Genomic DNA, 25,469 nt, shown 5'->3' with positions numbered 1-25,469 from the left:
TAAAACAAGTCTTGTACGCAAACGATTTGGCTATAGTCAACCTACCCGCTTTAAAACGACCCTCTGCTCCCACTATGCGAATTGCCGCCACTGCTTGTGCCACCGCCACCACTACTGCCGCTGTTACTGCTACGCTCGATTTTTCGTTTGGACACGGATGTGCGCACGAATCGATCATATTGATCAAGCAAACCGGAAGCGTTCGTATCTTCATAGGTGGCACGGCTAACGGTGACACGTCCGCCGGAGCGTGCAGCCATAATCCAGACGATGATAATACCGAGCAGCAATGAAGCCAAAACTTGAAACCAACCGTTTAGCAAAATATTGTTCGGATTCACGCCCAGTTTATAATTCATATACTTTGACGATAATTGGATATAAAGCTCAAATGCCGTCGTGTAATCGCCACTGCTCAAATACGGCGTAATTTTGTCGCGAATCAAATCCAATCGACTGTCATTGAGCAATGTTTTCGCTTTGCCAAAACCGGCAAGATACACCTCACGGTTGCGCATATCCATCGTCAACACTACCGCATTGCCAAAGCTTGTATCATACCCAAAACCTTTACTATCATACAAATCCTCGGTTAAAATTTGCACATCCGTATTGTGCGGATTGTCGGTCGTATAAATGACAAAATCCGTTTCCTGGATCGGCGCGTATTCATTCGCCATTCGATTCACTGCTTGCCGTTGTTGCTCGCTCAGCAGCCCGGCATCATCATACACTAGCTTTTTGTTGCCGACCGGTTCGGTAGCGGACGCATATACCGTCTGCTGCCCCGTCGCCATCGTGATCCCTAGCCACATGATCGATGCTAGCAGCACAATCGGCAGGCACCGACGAAGTGATGTAAGCAGCACTGGCAAAGAGCTGAAGCTCCCATACTTGTTTGATTTGCCCCTCTCTCGGTCACAGCCATGTGTAGTATGTACATATTGATCATAATATTGCTCATACTTAAGCTGGCTAGCGATGCCTTTAACAGACTGATCAGTTGCACGTACATCTGCTGCTCGCTCTACATTGGCTAATTCAGCTTTATTCCGATTTCCATTCTGTCCATCGCTCACAGCAGATCACCTCCTAGCGCCCATGTAATCAAGCGCATGCCTATCCATGTCGTCGCCGCAATACCTGCTCCCCAGGCAAATATTTTGCCTTTACTTAGCGGCGGTTTACCGACAACTTTACCGGTCTGCCCATTCATCGCAAACAGATACGACTTTTGTTTAAAATTATAATTGACCATCCAGACTGGCAGCAGCGCATAATCGGCACGCTGCACATGGGTGTCCACCTGGCGCTCGGTATACGTAACGCTCGTATAACCGCTGACGGTCGATGAGATCGCAGCATCGATATAGCCCATCGTTTTATCTTTGGCACGCGGCAGCAGCTGCTCGTCGTCATAGTTGTATTTTTCCGCAATATATCCGGCAAGATACGGTGTTTTGAACGATTTTAGCTCCTGATACGGAAATGGCTCCAATTTGTCCATTAACTCGTCATTTAATTTTTCAGAAGCATCGATTGGCAGATTGACGTAATGTAGGCGCATTTTGCGGTAAATGTCATAATAGCTCGTCTCTGTATACTCATAATCCCCTTGTGTATACGTACGTACCCGTGTTGCTTGCCCACGCGCTTCCACCATATTATGTAATTCATACAACCAAAACGGCACATACATACCGATCATACTTTTAACCCGGTCTGCACTCATAAAACCGGCTGGTGTGAGTCGACCGCCTTTACACCATTTGCGAAACGCTTCCTGTGCTTGCTGTTCGTTGATTTTAAACGGCAACACCGTTTTGGGCGCAAATGCACCGCTCAAGCGCTCAGTCAACACGACCGGGGAAGCGCAAAAACTACAAGCTGTCGCACTCGTCTCCGGTTCGATCACCAGCTCAGCACCACAGTTTGGACATTGATACGTCGTCTGCACGGCACCTGGCACAAATGGAATCTCGTTGATCGGATCAGGTAGCTGCTCAATATCATCTTTCCTGCCACAACTCGGACAGGCTAGCATACCGGTAGCGCTATCAAACATTCTGCTGCTACCGCAGTTTGGACATTTATAATCAATGACAGGCATCGTTTTATTCACCTCAATCGTTTTACATGTGTAGTGGACATACAGCTTAAATGGTGCCAGACAGCACGATGAACGGATACGTATCGACTACGAGCTCACAAAGCAACTCGCTGCCAATTAGCAATCGCTTTTATTCATACTATACATCCAGCGCCGGATGATCCGTAATTTATGCACATCATAATTCTGTTTATGAAACGTGTACATCTACATAAAACAAGCGCATTCTCTCCAAAGTATAGAGCGTTCACATCGTATCATCATCTGCCGCACCAATAGCCGATTGGATCATTAATGAAACTGATTTGATGATGAAACACTAATCACAATGGCGAACATGTAAACAGACGCGCTCATTAGCGCAACAAGCCAATCAAGCGCTGCACTATCGTAGTGACGAGACAGCATCATACTCACGCTTTCGTTATGTTTACGCTAGTTCCCAGTCTGCTTCAACTGTTCCAGCTCTTGCTCTGGTGTGGACAGCGCTGTATGCTCCGGCTGTTTATTCATGCCTGCTTCCAAACGTGCGATCAGCACATCCAAGTCTTCCTCCTGCTGTCCGCTACGCACTTCAGCCCATGCTTCCGCTTCATGCAGCGCCTGCTGCGCACGCTGCTCCATCGTCTGTAGCGCATCTGCTGCCGAACCGCCTGCTGTCTGGGCTGCTGCCGCATTCTGGTTGCTTTGCAGCTCAACATAACGCGTTTGCAGCGTATCCAGATCAGCAACGAGTTTATGCTGCATTTCTTTCATCACCGTCGCCTTGGCAGCTGCGCGCTCATAAGCAGCCTGTAGCTCCGCATGTGTGGCAGCCATGCTCGCCTTTTTTTCCAAAAAACGCAGCGCTGCCCGTTCATCGCCTTGCTGCACCGACTTTTCCGCATACCGTTGCAACTTGCTAAGCTCGGCGCTACTTTCAGCTAGTGCGCGCTCTGTCCGACTTTGTTCCGCCAGCACTGCCGCCGTCTCCGCTTTCACTTGACCAAGTTCACTCGTAAATTGCTCTAGCGCTTGTTTTGCCGTACGTGCCGGATCATCCGAGCGTTGCAGCAAGCTATACACATTCGCTTTCATCACATCTCGAAATCGTGTCCATATGCTCATCACCGTTCATTCCTTTCGTACAATGTATATGTAGTATTGTACCCGAATCATGATACGGAAAGCTCATTTTTCTGGATAGAAACAGAGATTATCGTTTATAAAATAGTGAATAAACCGTGCTGAGTGCTACCGAGTACAAATTATGTATTTAGATTAGCGATCATTAGCCATCAATAAACCGTATTGCCACATGATGACGCTCACGTCTGTATTTATAACGACCCTGTGCATACGGATCGCAGTGAATCGACGCTATAGCTACCTACTCACTAAACACCATTCTTGCCAAAATAGACAAAACAAATAGCCGTTCCTACCCTGATAAGGGAAAACGGCTAAAACATGTATAACATATACTAAACATTGTATACGATACAGGTACGGTACCTGCTTAATTTTTTTTCTGATTTGGGCTTGTATTAGTTAATACAGGCAATAGTCTTTCACTTTTTTCCATCAAAGAGTTGCATTGACCGCATCTTGGCTGAACCGACAAAACAAAATTATCTCTCATCCAACCATTGCACTTTTCATTCGTACATGACCAGATCGCCGTCATTTCTTCCGGAAGATCATCCATCGGGCTTTTCCGTGAATAGTACAAGCAGCATCCTTCTTTCTTCGTTGGAGTTTTTAAGTGAAAAAAAAGTCCCAATATGATGGTTGGGACTTTCCTACAGCATATAGCAGTATTACAGTTTTACAACGTTCTCAGCTTGTTGACCGCGTTGGCCTTGAACAACGTTGAATTGTACACGTTGACCTTCGTCCAGGGATTTGAAGCCGTCGCCTTGGATCGCGCTGAAGTGTACGAATACATCGTCTCCACCTTCAACCTCGATAAAACCAAAACCTTTGTCCGCGTTAAACCATTTCACTGTTCCTTGTTGCATAATTTGTTGCCTCCCAAAAAATAAGTTTACATGATCTTCAAACTTTAAAAAAAATCACATATTGTACAAGGCTACACGATCAAAATTGCAACCCTCTACAATATGTGACTCAGGTTCAAATTCCAATATATTCATTATAGCACACCTATTACAGATGAACAAGTTGTATATTATCAATGCGCAAAATAAATCCACAACGGCGTGTGCAAACTAAAGCGATCCCGCAGCGGCTGAAGCTTAGCAGTGAAAACGTAACGGATGGGCACAAACTCATACATTGACCGCCTTAAATAAGCAGTGTGATCGTGCATAGCAGCGATGTTCTCCTGCTACGATTCCAATGTATTTTCATAAGATGTAATCCATCAGATAGTGAATTTAAGCTGGTCAATGTACTAGAGCACATACTCTTTTACGCATGCGCTCTACCCCATCCACTCATTCCCGTCATGCTTCATTTTGTAATCACACCAGTGTGTACATCAACATCATAACTTTTTGGCAAACTCATTTAATTGCGCCGACATTTGATGAATATCCTCGATATGTGCCAATATTTGCTGATTCGCTTCCGCCTGATGATCCAATGTGCCGGCAATCGATTCAATCGCCTGTCGCATCGATGTCGTCACATGGGCAAACATATTTACCGTCGCCTGAATCGATTGCGCTGAATCCGATGTTTCATGAGATAGCTTGCGCATTTCACGAGCGACAATGTCAAAGGTGCGCCCAAACTCTTTTGCATGAGCCGCTTCAATCGCCGCATTAATACCAAGTAGCTGCGTCTGATCCGCCACGCTACGCACGGTAGCGGTCACTTTATTAATGCCTTCCACCTGCTCGGTCGTCTGCAATACGAGCGCCAGCAATTGTTTGGCAGTATCGACGAGTTGAAGCGCACTGCCGGACATGTCGTTTACCTGTGCACTCGTTTTGGAAAGGGACAGCTCGATATTATCAGCAATCGTAATTAATTCAGTTGGCTTGCGCAACTGAATCGCCAAACCACCGATCACCTGCCGATCCTCATTATGAACCGGAATTGCCGTACCGATAAATTCAAATCCATAAAAATGAGCCGGCACTTCCGCCTTTAACGATATATTCTCGGTCAGTGCCTTGTACAAAGGTTCATTGGGGTCCAACTTCTGCCCGACCGCAATCGACAAATTAATATTTTGCCCCGGCCAATACCCGATAAATTGTTCCAGATCACATAATGCAATCGACAGATCAGCCGGAATTGCCGCTTTCATAATCGGAATTACATTCATCATCTCATTCAGTAAAGTCGCTCTACTCATCGTACTTCACCTCAGCTCGTATTTCGATACATTAGATGCCATATTAGTACATTCAATACCATTGCTAACTGGGACATTGTAGGACATTTGTTGGTTGGACAATACTATTTACATGGTGGACATTGCAGCAGTATATAGCGATATAGGGCAGTTTGAATAATGTTGATTAGGGTAAACGAGTTGCCACCAATATCATTACATACCTTCTGCTTAGGAGTGGATGGGGATGTGCAAAATAGAAGGAAACTTACTTTTCAAATTCGATTTCACGAAATATAAATAAGGAAAGAAACCGTTTGCAAACATACAACTATTCAGCGTTAATTCATTAAAATAACGAGCATTCCACAAACGAGAACAATATCCAACTTCTTTGGAAAACGTCAGTATAGATGTAAGCCAACATATGATCTACAGGCATTTTTTATTTAAAACATACTGCTATCATTTGCAAAAAAACGCTTCGTATAAGGCTACATGCTAAAACTGCACCAACGTCCTCTGCGCGTTATATCAGCTTATAAAGATCAGCTTATAAAGGGACGAAGTTAGTCTTATTTTAATTGAATTGCAGGCTTGTGTATATAGTTGTCATCACAAATATATAAGGAAAATATGACTGTAATTACTTGACATATTCGTTTTAATGATAGTGGTTTTGTGCCGGATAATTGTGGGTGGGAAAGGTTGTTGTGGGTGGGATGAATTGGATAATAAATAGAGGATAAAGTGCGCTGAAACTGCGCTCCTAACAGCTGGAACATATGGCTTAGCATAGGTTAGACCTTTATCGTAAAGTGTATAGATTAAAACGATGTCTATGTTTGATAATAATGCCACAAAAGCTGCATATTCAGATTCGGAATATGCAGCTTTTGATATGAAAATAGGATTGATTAGCTAACATTCATTTATATAGAAGAATTATTGCATTACTTTACAACAATCTTTAAAACAATGCCTTTAAACACATCTTGCTAAGGCGTATCTTCAAACTGCTGTACAAACCAGGTCGTTCGATATGGTTAGTTCGCGTCAGACGGTGTTGTACATGTGGCTCATTTCATTGGAAACGTAACCTTTTCGAACGATAGACAGCATGAGTTTAGCGGTTTGAAAACATTGCCCAGAGCACCAACCTCGATTGCAACTCTGCCACTCCCCCCTACCTAACCAACTCCCGCTCCTTCAACTGCACAATATCATGCCCTGTCGGATTCTGAAACACACGCAAGCCAAATGTCGGTGCCACCGCAAAAATATGATCAAAAATATCCGCCTGCACCCCTTCATACACCGCCCAAGCAATACTGTTGCTAAACGCATAAATTTCCAGCGGCAACCCGTTATCACCTGGCTCCAACTGACGCACGATCAGCGTCATATCTTGATGAATTTGTGGATGATTTTGCAAATACTGATGAATATACGCCCGAAACACCCCGATATTCGTCAACTGTCTGCCATTCACATTACTGTCCCGATTGATCTGACGCTCCATATTGTACGCCTCAATTTCTTCCAGTCTGGACGATACATAATCGGTGATATAATGAATTTTGCGAAATTCATTGATCATTTCCGGCGTGCAAAAGCGGATACTGCTCGTATCGATGCGAATGCTGCGCTTAATCCTTCTGCCGCCCGCCGCCTGCATCCCACGCCAGTTTTTAAACGAGTCCGAGATCAGCGCATAGCTAGGAATCATCGTAATCGTTTTATCAAAGTTCATCACTTTGACCGTATTGAGCGTAATATCGATTACATCGCCATTAGCATCATATTTCGGCATCTCAATCCAGTCGCCCACCCGCACCATATCGTTGGATGACAACTGAATCCCTGCCACTAGACCGAGAATGGAGTCTTTAAAAATCAACATCAACACCGCCGACAGCGCACCCAACCCACTCAAAATAATGAGCGGATTTTGCCCGATCAGATTGGAAATAATAATAATGCCGCCGATAATAAACAACACAATCTTCGCTACCTGAATGTACCCACGAATCGGACGGATTTTGGCAACTTCAAATGACCGATAAATCGCATCAAACGCATTCAGCAGCGCATCCAATACAAGGATCGCCACCATAATCGTATACGTCATCGCCGCCTTTTCAATCAACCGTTGATAAGCCGGAAAAACAGGCGCCGCATAATAAATAATAATCGCCGGCACGAGCTGGGACAGTTTATGAAACACCCGTTTCTCCACGATAATATTGTCCCATGTGTACCGGTTGTTGTTAACGATATGTATAATCGTCCGAAGTACAATTTTCTGCGTAATCCAATTCGCCAGTATACAGATGAGCGCGATCCATACAATCATAATGATATTGGCTGCATAACCGATTACAGCTTCGTGCATACCTAGATGCTGAAGCTGGTATTTGATAAAATTCATTGTTGTTTGCGTTCCTCCTGAGTTTAGATGTATTGGGTTATTATTATAAAGGAGTAAACCGTGTGAAATAAAGTTTGCTACGATATGTATCTTATATAAGAACAGATAAGTACCGAACGTAATCATTCAGCCATGAATTAAGCAATACGGACGCTATATCAGCACGTACCTATCCATTTATCTATGAATAGCAGCAAACATACAGTTTACTTTTCAAACTTTACCTACTACTTCGTCATGCAAGCGTATAAGCCGAAATAATATAGCAATCTCATCTTCCAACATTAAGTATTGTACATGTATGATCGTTACGCATATTACACTACACAATCACACATCATCGTTATGACCGATCAAAACGGTAGGCTGTCGAGACGCCACCTATCTACTTTTCAGAGATACCAAAAGCAGAGCTAAACGTAGCCTGATCATGTAGTTTTAAGCATCATTTAAATCGATTCACCCTAAAAAAGTGAGATTTGCCCTATAAAAAAAGTGCCAGAAAAGTCCGCTGGACTTTCTCGACACTCTGTCTGAGCAAACACTTAAATGTAACTGTTTTAATGATCGTATACAGATAACGATCCAACCGCCAAAAAAAGGCGACTTCGGCTAAAAACAATTGTACAAAATAACTATACTCTGACGATTAAACATACATCTATTATAGTCTTTACCGCTTACTTCGCCCAATACTGCTCCGCAATCCGCTGCCCTTGATCAATTTTCGCCCACTGCTCGTCCTCAGTCAGCTCATTCCCACCGTCACAAGAAGCAAAACCACACTGATGCGACAACAGCAAACGATCTTTGCCGATAATGCCGGACGCTTCATCCAGCAGGCGCAGTACCCGTTCTTCATCATCAAGCGTATTCGTTTTGGAAGATAGCAGACCGAGTACGATTTCCGTATTTGGTTTGTCCTTGAACACAGCTAGCGCTTCCAGCGAACCGGCACGATCATCATCCCACTCCAGGAAGAAACGATCGTATTTGAGCTGTTTTAGGAACAAATTGGCGATCTTCGCATAGGAACCATCACCCATATGACGGGAATCGTAGTTACCACGGCAGTTATGCGTCCACATTTTCAGACCGAGGCTATGACCGTAGTCGATAATCGTATTGTTAATATCGATAAATTCAGCCGCAATTGCCTGTACTTCCTCTTGATTCACATGCTCCCCTGTGTACGGCGAGTTTGGATTGTCCTCTGCAAACAATTCCCACAAACAATCATCAAATTGCAAAATCGTACCACCAACAGCCGCAAAATCGTCCACGAATTCTTTATACGCCTTAATAAGCCCTGCTTTAAGCTCCTGCGTATTTTTATACACAGAATCTTCACGACCGATATTATCCGACCACGACAGCTCGCCAAAAATATGCGATGGCGAAGGTACACATAGCTTCGTTTCCCGATCACCAGCACGTTCTTGTAGCTTTTTAAACACTTCGATAAAATGATTGTTTTTCCCGCTTAACTCACCCGTAATGCGCAGACCGATATCTTTGCGTGTCTCATACGTAGAGCTGCCATCTGTATCACGGAAAAAATAGCCATGATCTTCAATATAACGCTCCATCCCCTCAAAACCCCACACAAAATCCCGATGCCACATCGATTTGGAATATTCCCCGTCCGTAATAATCGATAAATCGTGCTGAATTTCTTTTTCGATAACCGCTTGAATCGCTCGATCTTCACACTGCTCGTAACCTTCAAATTCCTGGTAAAACGGATATTGGATATCATCGCGATGCTCAATTTGCTTTTTATACTCCAACAAGTCAGCCGGACGAAGCAAACTGCCTACGATTTGAAATTTATCGCTCATATGGAAAATCCCCCTGCTTCGTTTAGATTTATAGGATAATGCTCATTGTAATCGTCGCTTGCTGTATAGGTATATGGTAACATGGGCGAGCGCGGTATAAACGGTACAAGACCAGCAATTAGAGCAAGACAAGCTACCCGTATTTATCCTTTTTTACTTCGCCCAATACTGCTGCGCAATCCGCTGCCCTTGATCGATCTTCGCCCACTGTTCATCCTCAGTCAGCTCATTCCCACCATCACAAGAAGCAAACCCGCACTGATGCGACAACAGCAAACGATCCTTCTCAATAATATTGGAAGCCTCATCCAGCAAACGCAATACACGTTCTTCGTCATCCAATGTGCTCGTTTTGGAAGACAGCAGTCCTAGCACCACTTCCGTATTCGGCTTATCTTTAAAAACCGCCAGCGCTTCCAGCGAACCGGCACGATCGTCATCCCATTCCAAGAAGAAACGGTCGTATTTCAGCTGCTTTAGAAACAAATTCGCAATCTTCACATAGGAGCCGCCGCCCATATTGCGCGAATCGTAGTTACCACGGCAATTATGCGTCCACATTTTCAGACCAAGACTGTGACCGTAGTCGATAATAATATTGCTAATATCGATAAACTCGGTTGCCAGCGCCTGCACTTCTTCCTGGTTAATATGCTCGCCTGTATACGGAGAGTTCGGATTGTCATCCGCAAACAGCTCCCACAAGCAATCGTCAAATTGCAAAATTTTACCGCCCGCCGCCGCAAAATCATCTACAAATTCCTTATATGCCTTCACAAGCCCTGCTTTCAGCTCTTGGGTATCTTTGTATACCGAATCCTTGCCACCGATATTATCCGACCACGACAGCTCGCCAAAAATATGCGATGGCGAAGGCACACACAGCTTCGTATCCCGATCGCCAGCACGCTCTTGCAGCTTTTGGAACACTTCGATAAAATGATGATTTTTCCCGCTTAGCTCACCCGTAATGCGCAGACCGATATCCTTACGCGTCTCATACTTCGAGCTGCCATCCGTATCGCGGAAAAAATAACCATGATCCGCAATATACCGCTCGACGCCATCAAAACCCCATACAAAATCCAAATGCCACATCGATTTGGAATATTCGCCGTCGGTAATGATGGAGAGATCGTGTTGGATTTCTTTTTCGATTACAGATTGAATCGCACGATCTTCACACTGCTGGTAGCCATCGAATTCCTGGTAGAACGGGTACTGGATGTCGTCGCGGTGCTCAATTTGTGTTTTGTATTCTAACAGCTCAGCCGGACGAAGCAAGCTGCCTACGATTTGGAATTTATCACTCATATGGGAATCCTCCTAATTGGTTTGGGTTTGTTTCAGCTGTTCGTTTATTTGGTGATGCGAATTGTCGGTTGGTTGTTGTATAGGACTATTTTAGCATGAGTAGGAGGGGGGGACGTAAGCTGAAAAGGTATGGCTAGTTATAGGGAGGGACTATGGCAAGGTTAGGAAAAGGTTATAGCTAGTCAATAGATTATATTTATAATCGTCGTATACTAAGTTGTTAAGTGCATTATTACACTATTTCTCATAAATCCAAGAGCTTGTTCTGTTCTACATAGTTTCTCATGAGTCCACACATAATAGCTAACTTCCTATTCGTGGAGTGCTTGTCGATAAATTAGTATTGTACGGTAATCGCAAATGTTACAGGAACAGAACAATTTCTTATAACTGCCCCCGTCCTAATATCCTCAGCATATCTGCGAACCGCTTTGCTTGCCTGGCGTTTCATCCAGCGTGTACCTTGATCTTTACAGACGAGAGTTTTTTTATAACTTCTACTCATAGCCCTAACCTCCTTTAGGGAAGCTAAAGACTATCGAGTAATTTCATAATATGTACTCCTTAACTTTGATCCGGATCAACGAGTTCACCGAGCCAATCGCTCATTTGCATACTGAGCGTACTTTTTCCAGCTCCATTCGTTCCAGCAAATACGGTCATAACTGGCTTAGTTTCACTCATGATACTCAAACTGCTGCCTGTTCTCTGCATCATCGAATACAATCTCGAATGTATTACCTTCTGCATCTTCGCGGATACGTTTGTTGTTTTTCATGTAATAAATAGAGGCGCCTGACTCTTTCGCTTGTTTGCGGGCGTGTTGGTTGGCTTTTTTTAGGATTTATTGAAGTTGTTCTCGATTTACAGACACTATAAGCCCTCCTATAGCGTTTTTATTTATTGATTGAAGCATAAGCATATTTTAAAAATAAGGAATGGATACACCTAAACTTGTTCGTCAATGATTCTACATCTACAATGAAACCCTGAAACCACAAGTTAGATTCAAACAACAAACTAAGGCTAGACGGTGTTTCTAAAATGGGAGTTTGTTACTGAATACAAGCTCTTAATGCTCCTGCAATACTGTATGCCGAGTTTGAGCGGACGAGTTTCTGCATGTAATGAAGATAATGATTGTAACTCTGTTCGACGATAGCGTCTCGTTGAATGATGATGTGGTGGGAAATTCCTAGTTGTAAGTATTGTGCCATAGGTGAACCTCCTTCAGTTAGGGAGAGCACTTATCTATTTTGCAGTATTAGTTGAAGTGGATCGGGATAATGGGATAGATCGAGCTATTTTAAAACTTTTATTGGCAGATAAAACAAGATCATAAATACTACCAAATAATGTATTTTGTTAAATTCTCGAAAGAAAGCAAAAATTATTTATTAATAACATAAATTCACAAGAAGGAAAATAGTCCCTTATCACCGAATTTGTTTTTTAATTCAAGACTTTATTAGGGGGAATAAGAAAGCATGAATTATGAAGAAGGATCTATGTGGAAAAAATGGGATTTGCACGTTCATACTCCTTATTCAATAATACAACATTTTAGTGGATCAACAAAAGAAGAAACTTGGGAAAATTATATTAAAGATCTTGAAAATTTACCTCCCGAGATTAAAGTTTTAGGCATTAATGATTATATTTTTATTGATGGATATCGTAAAGTTAAGCAATATAAAGATAGTGGTCGTTTATCTAACATTGATTTATTATTACCTGTTGTAGAATTAAGACTCAATAAGTTCGGAGGAACAAATAACAAGCTCAGTAGGGTAAACTTTCATATTATATTTTCCGATCAAATAGATGCAGATATAATAGAACAATGTTTTCTTAACGCCCTTACGAGTAAATATGAACTATCCTCTTTTGCAAAACAACAATCAGTTATTTGGAATTCTATCATTAATAAAATTTCACTCGCACAGCTTGGACAGATGATCAAATCAACTGTTCCTTCTGATCAAGTGGGATATTACAAAACTGATCTTGAAGAAGGATTTAATAATTTAAATCTTGATAAAGACAGAATATTTGAAACACTTAATCAGCACCATTTCAAAGGGAAATTTATTACTGCTGTTGGAAAAACAGAGTGGGCAGACATTAAATGGAATGAAGGATCGATCGCTGATAAAAAGGACATTATTAATAGTGTAGATTTAATCTTTGTGTCCTCGTATTCTGCACAGGACTATTATAAAGCTGCTGCTTCTCTATCCAAGGCAGGAGTTAATAATCATTTACTTGATTGCAGTGATGCACATTATAACTCTAGTTCTTCAGAAAAAGACAAACTTGGCAAGTGCCATACTTGGCTAAAAGCTGACACTACATTTGAAGGATTGAAACAAGTATTAAACGAATGGGATGAACGAGTTTTTATAGGGGATTTACCTTCTAAACTTCTATCAGTTAAAAGTAATAAAGGGAAATTCATTTCATCAATCTCTATTAACAAGAAGAACGACACTAATGGCTGGTTTGACAACATATCTTTGAAATTAAATAATGATTTGGTTACTATTATCGGAAATAAAGGGAATGGTAAAAGTGCTTTAGCGGACATTCTCGGTTTAGCAGGAGGAACTAAAAACACAAATGACTTCTCTTTCCTTATGAGAACAAGGTTTAGACAAGGAAGTCTAGCTAAATGTTTTGAAGCAACAATCACATGGGAAAATGGTGTTAGTGAAAGCATTCCATTAGATGAAAATCCAAAAGAACATGCGCTCGAAAAAGTCAAATATTTACCTCAGCGCTATTTAGAAAAACTCTGTAATAATGAAGATGATAAATTCGAGAATGAATTAAAAAAAGTGATTTTCTCACATGTCGAAGAAACAGATAGATATCAAAAATCATCACTTAACGAGTTGATTCAATATAAAAGTGAGACTATTAAAGATTCAATTCGAATTTTATCAGATCAACTACTAAACATTAACGAGAAATTGATAAGCCTAGAGATTAAAGCTACCCCTAAATATGCATCAAATGTTTATGAGTTGCTTATCAATAAAGAACAAGAATTAGAAGCCCATTTAATACAAAAACCTGAAGAAGTTTCATCACCTGAAGCTGTTAAATTGAACAAAGACTTACTCAATCTTTCTCTTCAAATTGATGAGTATAAAGATGAAGTAAACAGATTGAACCAAACAATCGAAACCAAAAAAGCTGAACACATTAATATAAAAAGTAAAATTGCAGTAGCTCAACGCGTATATGAAAAAATTAAAAACTTTGAGATGCAATATTTTCATTTTCTAACAAATTGTTCTACTGAAATCAACGAACTAGATTTACAAATGGAAAGTATCGTGTCCCTTAAAATTGATATTGCTTCATTAAAAATCCTTCAAGATGATTTGCAAATTCAAGATACAAAACTCATAAGTGATCTTAGCGAAAATAGTATGAATAGTTTTATCAAAAAACGTGAAAAACTTGAGTCCGACATTAAAAATATTCAAAGTAGATTGGATGAACCAACTCAAAAATATCATCTCTATAAGCGATTACTGTTCGACTGGGAAGCTAAAAAAAATGAAATCGAAATCGAAATCGAAAACCTACAAAAATCCCTTTCATATTTGAAATCGGATTTAATAAATGAAATTGCTGAATATAAGCAACTTAGGATAGAAAAAACAAAAGAAATTTTTAACGATGTATTAAAAATTTCCGAAATTTATTCAAGTTTATATACACCTGTACAAAATTTCATTGATAAACATTCATTAACAAATTCTGACTATGAATTAAAATTTGAAGTATCAATCGATGGGAATGCAGTGCTTGAAGGAATGTTAGGAAAAATAAATCAAGCAGTTAGAGGGAATTTTTATGGAGCAGAAGAAGGCAGAAGGCTATTCACATCTTTACTTGAAAGAACAGATTTCAATAAGGAAGAAGCAGTTATTACTTTTATAAATGAACTATTAAAATTGATGATTAACGATACATTTCTTCCCGACTCATCTAATATTGAAATACAACTTAAAAAAAGTGCTACTATTTTAGACTTTTATCAATACTTATTCTCACTTGAATACTTAAGACCTTTTTATCGCCTTAAATTAGGAGATAAAGAAATCACTAAGTTATCACCTGGGGAAAAAGGAGCATTGTTGTTAGTCTTTTATTTACTAGTAGACAATGATGAAATACCTTTAATAATCGATCAACCTGAGGAAAATCTTGATAATCAGTCAGTCTTCAAGATGCTTGTTCCTTGCATAAAGGAAGCAAAAAAAAGACGACAAATTATTATGGTTACACATAATCCTAATCTCGCTGTGGTTTGCGATGCAGAACAAATTGTTCATGCACAAATGGATAAAACAAATAATAATTCTATACGTTATAAATCTGGTGCTATCGAGAACATTGAAATTAATAAGTGTATTATAGACATACTCGAAGGTACAAAACCAGCTTTTTCAAACAGACAATCAAAGTATTCACTATTTTAATTAAGAAAAACCCGCTCAGTGAGCGGGTTTTTCTTTGTATGGAGGCGAGGGGAGTCGAACCCCTGTCCGAAGATAACGCAACATAAGCTTCTACGGGTGTAGTTACAGCTTTGATGTCACCCTAGAGACTCCCTGTAACCGGATTCCCTTCGGGTCAGCCTGGTTGTCTTCTTCAGCACACCTCAGGCGGAGATGTGACAGCGTAGCCCACTTAAAGTTGGGCCCTCATCCTGGCACATGGGCGATGCGAGGCGAGAGCACGATTCACAGTTTCTTAGGCTGCGAAAGCGTAGTTGTTTTGTTGTTTGCCGTTTAATAGGCTTTAGCGTTGATAAAGCGGACGCGTCCCCACTACCCGCTACTCATGCCCGACCTACCCCCGTCGAATCCAAGAACGCCCCCTTAATGAAAAGGGTCTGGATTAGTACGGCGCGAGCTCATAAGTCTCGTCTTCCGAAATGTCTGTTTCAAGCAGCCTTTCCCTCCATAGAAAGGGCTACCCTAGGAACTTGTATGACCGTTTACGCCAATTGGAATAAACGACAGCAGGTTTCCTCACAGACTTTGATTATACTACATTTGACTGCAAAATGGTAGCGGCATTGCGTTGTGCTTCTGCCTCTGCGTATGCACAGCGCAATGACAGGGAAAGCGGCGATCATGTCTCGGGTCACCACAATGATGATCCTTTCTACGCGCTGCTCGTATCGCATACGTATAACTATCGCCGTCTCACCTATCTGGCTAACTACCTGTTATATTCGTTACCACATAGCAGTCTGAGTGAACCAACTTGCATAAATGAGATCACCGCTTTTGATTTTCACGCAATGCGCGTTGAATATCGCGCTGTGCATCCCGTTTCGCCGCTGTCGCGCGTTTATCATGCTGCTTCTTCCCTTTACCAAGTCCGATGAGCAGCTTGGCGTAGCCGTTACGAATATAGATTTTAAGCGGGACGATCGTGTAACCGTCGCGTTTGGAAGCGCCGATAAGTTTGCTAATTTGCTCCTTATGCAGCAACAGCTTGCGGGTGCGTGTTGGGTCAGTCGGGTTACTGCGGTTGCCTTCCTCAAATGGGCTAATGTGCATATTATGGATGAACACCTCGCCATTACGAATCGTAGAGAACGCATCGTTAATGTTGGCGCGGGCACGGCGCAGCGACTTGATTTCGGTTCCGGTTAGCACCATACCTGCTTCATACGTGTCCTCGATAAAATAATCGTGGGACGCTTTTTTATTTTGAGCGAGCACTTTGTTTTCGCTTTTTTTGGTTGCCATCTGTGGTCCTCCTTCCGCTTATGTTCCCGCGCAGGGAGATACGGATATTGTTCGTATAATTATTTTTAAAATGATGCCGTTGTACAATCCTATACTAATCAATTGTTTATCCGACTATACGCTACCGCTTTATTCCGCATCTTGCGCCTTATCTTTCTTTTTCTTAAATTTACGCTTCGGCGGTTTAGTTGCGTCTGGTGCAGTGCTGTTAGTTGCTAAAGTGTCGGATAGTTTACGCGATTTGTTTTTTTTCTTTTTCACCGGTTCAGGGCTATTGTAGCCGCCTTTGCCGGAGCCGAAGGCGAAGCTGCGGGAGTTTCCGTCGCCGCTTGGCGATGAACTGGACAAGCTGATCGCGCCGTCTTTTTTCCGCTTTCTTTTGCTTGGGCTAGCATTGGTATCATTGCCTGTTGAAGTAGCAGTTGCCGGTGTGGATGCTGCTGCCGAGCCACGTTTACGCTTGCCGCGACTACCGCCACTGTTACCGTTGCCTGTACTGCCTGTCGCTGTACTGCTATCGCCTGTGCGTCCATTTGGCGTACCGGATGCGGCTGTGCCGGCTGTTTTGTCTTTGGCTTTTTTGGCTGCGCGCCCGAAGCGCTCGGCTTTGTTCGCGTTTTTGTTTTTGCTTCTGCGTCCCGTTCCAGCGGCGCGTTCGCCGTTACTGCCATCGGTACGTGTACCGCGCCCACCGCGGCGTTCGCTTTCTCCGCGTGCGCCACGATCTCCGCGATCTCCAAAGCGACGATTGGATTTGGGCATATCGGTCAGCTCGAAATCGATCGTATGATCGTCCATATTAACGCTGGCAACGCGGATCGTGACCGTATCACCGATTCGGAACATACGCGATGTGCGTTCACCGAGCAGAATCATCTGTTGATCGTCAAAATGGTAATAATCGTCAGTCAGCATACCGAGGCGAATTAAGCCTTCGACCGTATTTTCCAGTTCAATAAACATACCAAAACCGGTGACACTGCTAATAATGCCTTCGAATTCTTCGCCTACTTTATCGAGCATATACTCGGCTTTTTTGAGCTGGTCGGTATCGCGTTCCGCTTCCACGGCGATACGCTCACGTTCGGACGATTGCTGGGCGATATCCGCCATTTTAGCTTCCAAATAAGCTTGCCGTTCCGGTGTCAGTCCACCACCGCCGTTTTCGATGACTTCGCGGATGATGCGATGGATGACCAGATCGGGATAACGGCGAATCGGTGAGGTGAAGTGGCTATAATATTCGGCGGCAAGCCCGAAATGACCGGAGCTGTCGGCGGAATACTTCGCTTGTTTCATCGAACGCAGCATCATCGTACTGATGACTGTTTCTTCCTTTTCGCCTTTGATATCTTCCAGCAATTGCTGTAATGCACGCGGGTGAATCAGATTGCCGGTGCCTTTGACTGCATAGCCAAAATTTTGCACGAACCCGAGGAAGCTTTGCAATTTCTCCTGATCCGGGTTTTCGTGAATACGGTACAGAAACGGCACTTTTAGCCAGTGGAAATGCTCTGCGACCGTCTCGTTGGCAGCAAGCATAAATTCCTCGATAATCTGCTCAGCGATCGAACGCTCGCGTTTAACGATATCGATCGGTTTGCCGGTTTCGTCGAGCAAAATTTTCGATTCTTCAAAATCAAAATCGACCGCACCACGGCGCATGCGATTTCCACGCAGCTTCATCGCCAGTTCGCGCATCAGTTTAAAGTCGTCGATCAATGGGGCATAACGCTCCAGCAGTTCAGCGTCTTCGTCCTCCAAAATGCGGCGCACATTTTTATACGTCATCCGCTCTTTCGTTTTGATCACACTGGTGAAAATATCGTGCTGTACGACCTTCATCTGCTCATCGAATTCCATTTCGCAGCTTAGCGTCAGGCGATCGACCTGCGGATTTAAGCTACAAATGCCGTTTGACAGGCGATGTGGCAACATCGGGATCACACGGTCGACAAGGTATACGCTACAACCGCGATTGTACGCTTCTTCATCCAATTTGGAGCCTTCGCGCACATAATATCCGACATCGGCGATATGCACGCCAAGACGATAATTGCCGTTAGGCAGACGCTCAACGTTGACCGCATCATCCAAATCTTTGGCATCTTCGCCATCGATCGTTACGATGTTTTTGCCACGCAGATCACGCCGACCTTGCTGGACGATTTCTGCCTCTGTAATCGCATCCGGCGCTCCTTGCGCCTCGTCCATTACTTCATCTGGAAATGCTTCTGGCAACTGATGCTTGCGAATGATCGACAAAATGTCCACACCAGGATCATCTTTATGCCCCAGCACCTCAACGATACGACCTTCCGCAGCCGCGCGTCCTTCCGGATAGCTAACGATCTCGGCAACGACTTTCTCGCCATCGACCGCACCGCCAAACGATTCTTTGGGTATAAAAATATCACGGTTAATCCGCTTATCATCCGGCAACACAAAGCCATACGTATCCAGCCCCTGGAATACGCCGACGATGCGCGTATTTTTGCGCACGACAACACGTACGACAACGCCTTCCATCCGTCCGCCAGAAGCGTTACGCGATGTGACTTTTACTAGTACGGTATCGCCGTTCATGGCGGTGTTCAAATCATTGGCATGGATATATACGTCCCCATGCTCACGATCTTCAGGAATTAGAAACGCAAAGCCTTTGGCATGCGCCTGAATACGCCCTTTGACAAGGTCCATCCGTTCCGGTACACCATAACGGTTAGCGCTGTTCAAAACGATATCGCCAGCTTCTTCCAGCCGGTTCAGCAATTTAACCAGCTCTTTAAAGTCCGAGGCATCTTCAATTTGAAAATGTTCCTCTAGCTCCTGATACGTCATCGGTTTATAAGCGGCTGTCCGCATAAATGTTAATATTTGTTCTTCTGTAATCATAAAAATTCACCTCGGCCCACCTTCAGCAGCGCTTACGCTCATCCGGCTCATATGTAATTGCAGTTTGATGTGCTTTATACGCTGATCTGTGTCGGTGATGAATAGTAAAACGCAGATCGATCCATGATCTGCTGGACGTCTGCGTGTTGAACGAGTCGAACGATCATGCTTCATGTAGTATACACATACCCTAGTATACACTAAATTAATCCAGAGCCTGTAGTTCCCGCCGAAATTCATAGCAAGTGAAGTGCAGACACGGATTGAAGCGATAAAATAAACGGAATGTTAGCGTCTTATACGCCTATATTCCAGCATGCTGCTGCCTCTTTAAACGATACAGATTATGCGCAAAAAAAGGCGGCACATCCGCCGCTCTCTCCTTGGTTGAGAGCGATGAATCGCCGCAAATGATCTTACACATCATGGACTTGGGTGTTGCTACAACGTAATACTGGAATAATGGACAAGCTCGGGAACAGTTCTGATTATAAAGCGGCAATATGAACTCTTTATGAACAGTTCGAATGAAGCCAACCCGACATCCAATTCCGCTCAAAAACAAACAGCCTGGTAGGAAGACTCCATAAAGTCTTCCTACCAGGCTGTAGCAGCTACTGTGACCGCTGCTGTCGTTCATTATTTGAACACAGCAACCAGAATCGCCAGGATGAAAAATGCAGCACCCAGACCAGCTGTAGTGCGTTGCAGCACCAAGTCCATACCGCGTGCTTTTGTTTTACCAAAAAGATGCTCGGCGCCGCCGGAGATGGCACCGGAAAGACCAGCACTTTTACCTTTTTGCAGCAGCACAACAATGATCAAAGCAACCGAGATAATTGTAAGCAAAATCTGAAAAGTTAATTGCATAATTTCCACCTCCTTGAAAGGTTACGCCGAGCCTCTATAAATGTATATGTACAGGTTGTACAACCATATCATTCTATAGAAACAGCATTTATAGTTTATCATATCCCAAGTAGCGATGGCAATGCTTTCGTGACGGGGCTGTAAACAAATCTATACAATAAACACGGCAGAGACTCTATGTATTCGTACACAGAAGTAATCGTACTATCTATACCGTCAGCAATTCATGCTTTCTTCCTTAAACTTTATAAAAAAATAGCCATCCGCTGAAACGGATGGCTGCTGTCCGGTACATGGCTGGCGAGAGCGGCGTAAGTAGCGGCTCAAGCCGCCTGTGCCAGAAATGTACGGGGCAGCCGCAACGCCCATTCCTGTAACGGATGGCAGGCAGCATATGACTATGCTGTGCAGCTTGGACGGATACCGTAGCAATTGAGCCAAGCCGCTCAAGCTACAGTGATCCAGTCACTTGATTGTATAACGGGAAGACGATCCCAAAGCTGTCATAACAGCAAGCAAGAGAAGACATAATGACCAGTTGCCTTTATATATTCCACCTAGCCTACTACTAGCTAACGAACGATAGCCGTCCACAAGCGATAAGCGGCAGCAGCCAGCGCTACCCGATGCAAGGCATTGCTGCTGCTAAACGCTACCTGACGTTTCTGTGTCGTCCCTCTCCAGGGCAGCCATCGTATGCCGACAAGCGGCGATGATCCGCTAGCTGCCCGGTAATGCATTTCGATATGTCGATCGATCGTGCCCGTTCATCATGCTTCCAACAGCGAGCACGTATGAACGGGCGAGCTTTCGGTTTAAAGCGATAAATCCAAGCTAGTACTTTGACCGAGATAAATTGGAGTGTTAAATCTGTTTTAAGATCGCATGGATCAGGATTTCTGTACACAATCCAAATTAACATTGAACTTGGTCAAGGTACTAGACAGTGTCTTCAAACTTTTAGCGTTGTCATTTTATTATTTAAGTTGGTCGCGTTTTAAGTGAGTTGCGCTGCGTATACAAGCATAATCTAATGAAAAAAACGCATCGAACTGCCTAAAAAGCAGTTTGAAGACACGCCCTAGTCTAGTCGCTAATCCTAAGCGATTGGAAACATTGGACATCATCTGCTCGTCTTGATATCGATTCCGTACGTCCTGTCCACAGCGACCGGAATAGCTATCCCGATACAATGCAATAGATTACTTCGTCAAACCTCTGTGCTCAGTCAGGTTGTAGAACGATTTCAAGCCGTCATATTTAGCCACTTCGCCCAGACGATCTTCGATGCGAAGCAGTTGGTTGTATTTCGCGATACGGTCAGTACGGGAAGGAGCACCTGTTTTGATCTGACCTGCATTTGTTGCAACTGCGATGTCAGCGATGGTGCTGTCTTCGGACTCACCGGAACGGTGGGAAATAACCGCTGTGTAACCAGCGCGTTTCGCCATTTCGATCGCTTCGAATGTTTCAGTCAGCGTACCGATTTGGTTTACTTTGATCAGGATCGAGTTACCGATACCTTCTTCGATACCACGGCCCAGACGCTCTGTGTTCGTTACGAACAGATCGTCACCGACGAGTTGAACTTTGTTACCCAGTTTCTCAGTCAGCAATTTCCAGCCATCCCAATCGTCTTCGGAGCAACCGTCTTCGATGGTGATGATTGGGTATTTTTCGACCCAAGAAGCGAGCAGGTCTACGAACTCAGCCGAAGTGAACGATTTGCCTTCGCCTTCCAGTACGTATTTGCCATCTTTGTAAAACTCAGTGGAAGCAACGTCCATACCGAGGAATACGTCAACGCCTGGTTTGTAACCGGCTTTTTCGATCGCTTCGATAATGGAAGTGAGCGCTTCTTCGTTGGAAGTGAAGTTAGGTGCAAAACCGCCTTCGTCACCAACAGCTGTGTTCAAGCCTTTGCTGTGCAGTACGGATTTCAGGCTATGGAAAATTTCAGCACCTGTACGCAGAGCTTCTTTGAAGCTAGTTGCGCCAGCAGGGATAACCATAAATTCTTGCACGTCTACGTTGTTGTCAGCGTGCTCACCACCGTTGATAATGTTCATCATTGGTACTGGCAGTTGTTTAGCGTTAAATCCGCCCAGGTAAGCGTACAGTGGCAGACCGAGAGCTTCAGCAGCAGCGCGTGCTACAGCCATCGAAACTGCCAGGATTGCGTTAGCGCCCAGTTTGCCTTTGTTCGGCGTACCGTCCAGCTCGATCATTTTGCGGTCGATGGACATTTGGTCTGTAGCGTCCATACCGATCACTTCTGGAGCGATAATATCGTTTACGTTGTCAACAGCTTTCAATACGCCTTTACCGAGGTAACGGGATTTGTCGCCGTCACGCAGCTCAACCGCTTCGTGTGCACCAGTGGAAGCACCGGAAGGTACGATCGCGCTAGCTACAACGCCGGATTCCAAATATACTTCTACTTCAACAGTCGGGTTACCACGGGAGTCCAGGACTTCGCGAGCATATACATTTTCAATAGTCGTCATGATTCAAAAGTCTCCTTCACTTGGATAAGTTGGGTGGATGGTGACAATGGCTGCCGTCCATCCTTATATATCGTTGATCATTTATAAAATAGTGCAGACGATGTTACTTACGGCTGGAAATGATCGATGTACCGGTCATTTCCTCCGGTTTGTTAATGCTGAGCAGGTCGAGGATCGTAGGTGCGATATCACCCAAGATGCCACCGTCGCGCAGCGTTACATTTTGGTCGGTTACGATAAATGGAACCGGGTTAGTCGTATGTGACGTTTGCGGACGACCGTCTTCGTCGATCTCGGTTTCAGCGTTACCGTGGTCAGCTGTAATGAGCGCCACACCGCCTTTAGCGAGAATCGCTTCAACGACGCGTCCTACACATTCATCCGTCGTTTCCACCGCTTTGATCGTCGGTTCCAGCTTACCGGAGTGACCGACCATATCGGGATTCGCAAAGTTCAGGATGATCACATCCTGTCTTTCCGCTTCGATCTCAGCTACGCAGGCATCCGCCACTTCGTACGCGCTCATCTCTGGTTGCAAATCATATGTTGCTACCTTCGGTGAGTTGATCAGAATACGAGTTTCGCCTTCCAGCTCGACATCGCGTCCGCCGCTAAAGAAAAATGTAACGTGCGGATATTTTTCCGTTTCAGCAATACGCAGTTGCTTTTTGCCATGTTGTACGAGCACTTCACCGAGCGTATTGTCAAGGCTTTTCGGTCCGAAGGCAACATGTCCTTTGACCGTTGCGCTATAGGTCGTCAAGCAAACATAGTACAGATCGGTTGGATAATCGCCACGCTCAAAGCCGTCAAACTCCACCTGTGTAAATGCCTGGGACAGTTGGATCGCACGGTCAGGACGGAAGTTCAGGAATACGATCGAATCACCGCTATTCACCGTACCGACCGGCTGACTTTCGCCATCTACGATTACCGCAGGTACAACGAATTCGTCGTATACTTCTTCTTGGTAGGAAGTCGTAACAACACCAAGCGGATCAACAAATTTTTGCCCTTCGCCGTAAGCGATAGCACGGAATGCTTTTTCGACGCGATCCCAGCGCTTGTCGCGATCCATCGCATAGTAACGACCTTGCACGCTGGCAATTTTGCCGACGCCGATGGAGCCGATTTTTGCAATCAATTGCTCCATAAAGCCTTTACCGCTATCTGGTGCTACGTCGCGACCGTCCAGAAATACGTGGATCAGCACATCGTTAAAGTCTTGCTTTTTCGCCATTTCCAGCGTGGCAAACAGGTGCTCGATATGGCTGTGTACACCACCATCGGACAACAGTGCAAACAGGTGCACCTTTGTGCCATTTGTTTTGGCATTTTCGAATGCGCCAACAAGTGCTTCATTATGGAAGTACTCGCCGTCACGGATCGATTTGGAAATACGAGTCAAATCTTGATATACCGTGCGACCTGCGCCGATATTCAAGTGACCGACTTCGGAGTTCCCCATTTGACCATCTGGCAAACCTACCGCTTCGCCGCAAGCCGTCAGTGTCGTATGCGGGTATTGGGACATATAACGGTCATAGTTCGGCTTTTTCGCCTGTGCAACACCGTTGCCTTCGACTTCCGCACGCAGACCGAAACCGTCCATAATGATCAGAGCTACCGGTTTGGGTACAGCCATTTACTTCGCCCCCTCAACGAGCGCGATGTAAGATTCAGGCTGCAAACTTGCGCCGCCAACGAGTGCTCCGTCGATGTCGCTTTGTCCCATGTACTCCTTCACGTTCTCCGGTTTTACGCTGCCGCCGTATTGAATGCGAACCGCGTTTGCCACTTCTTCGTTGTACAGGTCTTGTACGACGCCACGAATGTAAGCAATCACTTCATTTGCATCAGCGGAAGTGGAAGATTTACCTGTGCCGATCGCCCAGATTGGCTCATAAGCGATAACGGTTGCTTTCGCTTGCTCTGCGCTCAGACCAGCAAGTGCGCCTTCGGTTTGTACTTTACATACAGCTTTCGTTTGGTCAGCTTCGCGTTCTTCGAGCTTTTCGCCAACACATACGATTGGAGTCAAACCGTGACGGAATGCAGCATGTGCTTTTTTGTTCACGATCTCATCGGTTTCGGCAAAATATTGACGACGCTCGGAGTGACCGATAATAACATAGTCCACACCGAGGTCTTTCAGCATTACACCACTGATTTCACCAGTGAATGCGCCGTTGTCTTCAAAATGAAGGTTTTGCGCGCCGATTTTGATGGAGGTGCCTTTTACAGCTTCAACTAGTGCAGGCAAGTTCGTGAATGGTGCACAGATTACGCTCTCTACGCCTTCTACTTCTGCTTTGCCCTTGATGCCTTCGATGAATGTTTTAGCTTCCGGAACGGTTTTGAACATTTTCCAGTTGCCGGCAATAATTGGTGTTCTCACTGAAGTATCACTCCTTCTATTCCATACTTGCACGCCG

Annotated in this window: 16 protein-coding genes and 1 other RNA gene; 1 reads left to right on the top strand and 16 read right to left on the bottom strand. The window is 44.2% G+C overall.

The window, feature by feature from the left end; translation table 11 throughout:
• Nucleotides 1–50 precede the first annotated feature (50 nt).
• The 9 genes from U1I11_RS16460 to U1I11_RS16420 form a co-directional block, all read right to left on the bottom strand.
• On the bottom strand, nucleotides 51–1,079 hold the full coding sequence (locus tag U1I11_RS16460; RefSeq protein ID WP_322907228.1) for a TPM domain-containing protein: 1,029 nt from the start codon (nucleotides 1,077–1,079) through the stop codon (nucleotides 51–53).
• On the bottom strand, nucleotides 1,076–2,110 hold the full coding sequence (locus U1I11_RS16455; protein ID WP_322907227.1) for a TFIIB-type zinc ribbon-containing protein: 1,035 nt from the start codon (nucleotides 2,108–2,110) through the stop codon (nucleotides 1,076–1,078). The genes U1I11_RS16460 and U1I11_RS16455 overlap by 4 nt, the downstream gene beginning before the upstream one ends.
• Nucleotides 2,111–2,545: 435 nt before the next feature.
• The gene (locus U1I11_RS16450; RefSeq protein WP_322907226.1) at nucleotides 2,546–3,217 is read right to left on the bottom strand and encodes a PspA/IM30 family protein; all 672 of its coding nucleotides are present in this window, start codon (nucleotides 3,215–3,217) and stop codon (nucleotides 2,546–2,548) included.
• A gap of 391 nt (nucleotides 3,218–3,608) precedes the next feature.
• Entirely contained in the window at nucleotides 3,609–3,821 is a 213-nt protein-coding gene (locus U1I11_RS16445; protein WP_322907225.1) for a cold-shock protein, read from the bottom strand.
• An 88-nt stretch (nucleotides 3,822–3,909) separates the two neighbouring features.
• On the bottom strand, nucleotides 3,910–4,110 hold the full coding sequence (locus tag U1I11_RS16440; RefSeq protein ID WP_322907224.1) for a cold-shock protein: 201 nt from the start codon (nucleotides 4,108–4,110) through the stop codon (nucleotides 3,910–3,912).
• 488 nt (nucleotides 4,111–4,598) lie between these two features.
• Nucleotides 4,599–5,417 (bottom strand): methyl-accepting chemotaxis protein, encoded by an 819-nt coding sequence (locus U1I11_RS16435; RefSeq protein ID WP_322907223.1) that lies wholly within the window; start codon nucleotides 5,415–5,417, stop codon nucleotides 4,599–4,601.
• 1,165 nt (nucleotides 5,418–6,582) lie between these two features.
• On the bottom strand, nucleotides 6,583–7,827 hold the full coding sequence (locus U1I11_RS16430; protein WP_322907222.1) for a mechanosensitive ion channel family protein: 1,245 nt from the start codon (nucleotides 7,825–7,827) through the stop codon (nucleotides 6,583–6,585).
• 680 nt (nucleotides 7,828–8,507) lie between these two features.
• A complete protein-coding gene (locus U1I11_RS16425; protein WP_322907221.1) occupies nucleotides 8,508–9,668 on the bottom strand; it encodes a cobalamin-independent methionine synthase II family protein in 1,161 nt (386 codons plus the stop codon).
• 153 nt (nucleotides 9,669–9,821) lie between these two features.
• A complete protein-coding gene (locus U1I11_RS16420) occupies nucleotides 9,822–10,982 on the bottom strand; it encodes a cobalamin-independent methionine synthase II family protein (RefSeq protein ID WP_322907220.1) in 1,161 nt (386 codons plus the stop codon).
• Nucleotides 10,983–12,469: 1,487 nt separating this feature from the next.
• On the opposite strand from U1I11_RS16420, the gene U1I11_RS16415 reads away from it, so the two are divergent.
• The gene (locus tag U1I11_RS16415) at nucleotides 12,470–15,478 is read left to right on the top strand and encodes a TrlF family AAA-like ATPase (protein WP_322907219.1); all 3,009 of its coding nucleotides are present in this window, start codon (nucleotides 12,470–12,472) and stop codon (nucleotides 15,476–15,478) included.
• A gap of 36 nt (nucleotides 15,479–15,514) precedes the next feature.
• Here the strand turns inward: U1I11_RS16415 and ssrA are convergent.
• The 7 genes from ssrA to tpiA all read right to left on the bottom strand — a co-directional run bounded on the left by ssrA (nucleotide 15,515) and on the right by tpiA (nucleotide 25,432).
• Nucleotides 15,515–15,880, bottom strand: a transfer-messenger RNA (tmRNA) gene (gene ssrA, locus U1I11_RS16410).
• A gap of 405 nt (nucleotides 15,881–16,285) precedes the next feature.
• A complete protein-coding gene (gene smpB, locus U1I11_RS16405; protein ID WP_322907218.1) occupies nucleotides 16,286–16,762 on the bottom strand; it encodes an SsrA-binding protein SmpB in 477 nt (158 codons plus the stop codon).
• 129 nt (nucleotides 16,763–16,891) lie between these two features.
• Nucleotides 16,892–19,657, bottom strand: coding sequence for a ribonuclease R (gene rnr / locus U1I11_RS16400; RefSeq protein WP_322907217.1), 2,766 nt, complete (start codon nucleotides 19,655–19,657; stop codon nucleotides 16,892–16,894).
• Nucleotides 19,658–20,296: 639 nt separating this feature from the next.
• Entirely contained in the window at nucleotides 20,297–20,527 is a 231-nt protein-coding gene (gene secG, locus U1I11_RS16395; RefSeq protein WP_322907216.1) for a preprotein translocase subunit SecG, read from the bottom strand.
• 1,202 nt (nucleotides 20,528–21,729) lie between these two features.
• Nucleotides 21,730–23,034: a phosphopyruvate hydratase gene (gene eno, locus U1I11_RS16390; protein ID WP_322907215.1), complete on the bottom strand. Its 1,305-nt coding sequence runs from the start codon at nucleotides 23,032–23,034 to the stop codon at nucleotides 21,730–21,732.
• 103 nt (nucleotides 23,035–23,137) lie between these two features.
• Nucleotides 23,138–24,679 carry a 2,3-bisphosphoglycerate-independent phosphoglycerate mutase gene (gene gpmI / locus U1I11_RS16385; RefSeq protein ID WP_322907214.1) on the bottom strand — a complete coding sequence of 514 codons (1,542 nt, stop codon included), beginning with the start codon at nucleotides 24,677–24,679 and terminating at the stop codon, nucleotides 23,138–23,140.
• Nucleotides 24,680–25,432, bottom strand: coding sequence for a triose-phosphate isomerase (gene tpiA, locus U1I11_RS16380; protein WP_322907213.1), 753 nt, complete (start codon nucleotides 25,430–25,432; stop codon nucleotides 24,680–24,682). It lies immediately after the preceding gene.
• Between the last annotated feature and the right edge of the window lie 37 nt (nucleotides 25,433–25,469).

The organism is Paenibacillus campi, from assembly GCF_034659835.1.
Lineage (GTDB): Bacteria > Bacillota > Bacilli > Paenibacillales > Paenibacillaceae > Saccharibacillus > Saccharibacillus campi.
The sequence above is the reverse complement of the archived record's forward strand: the minus strand, read 5'-3'. Positions and strand labels throughout refer to the sequence as shown.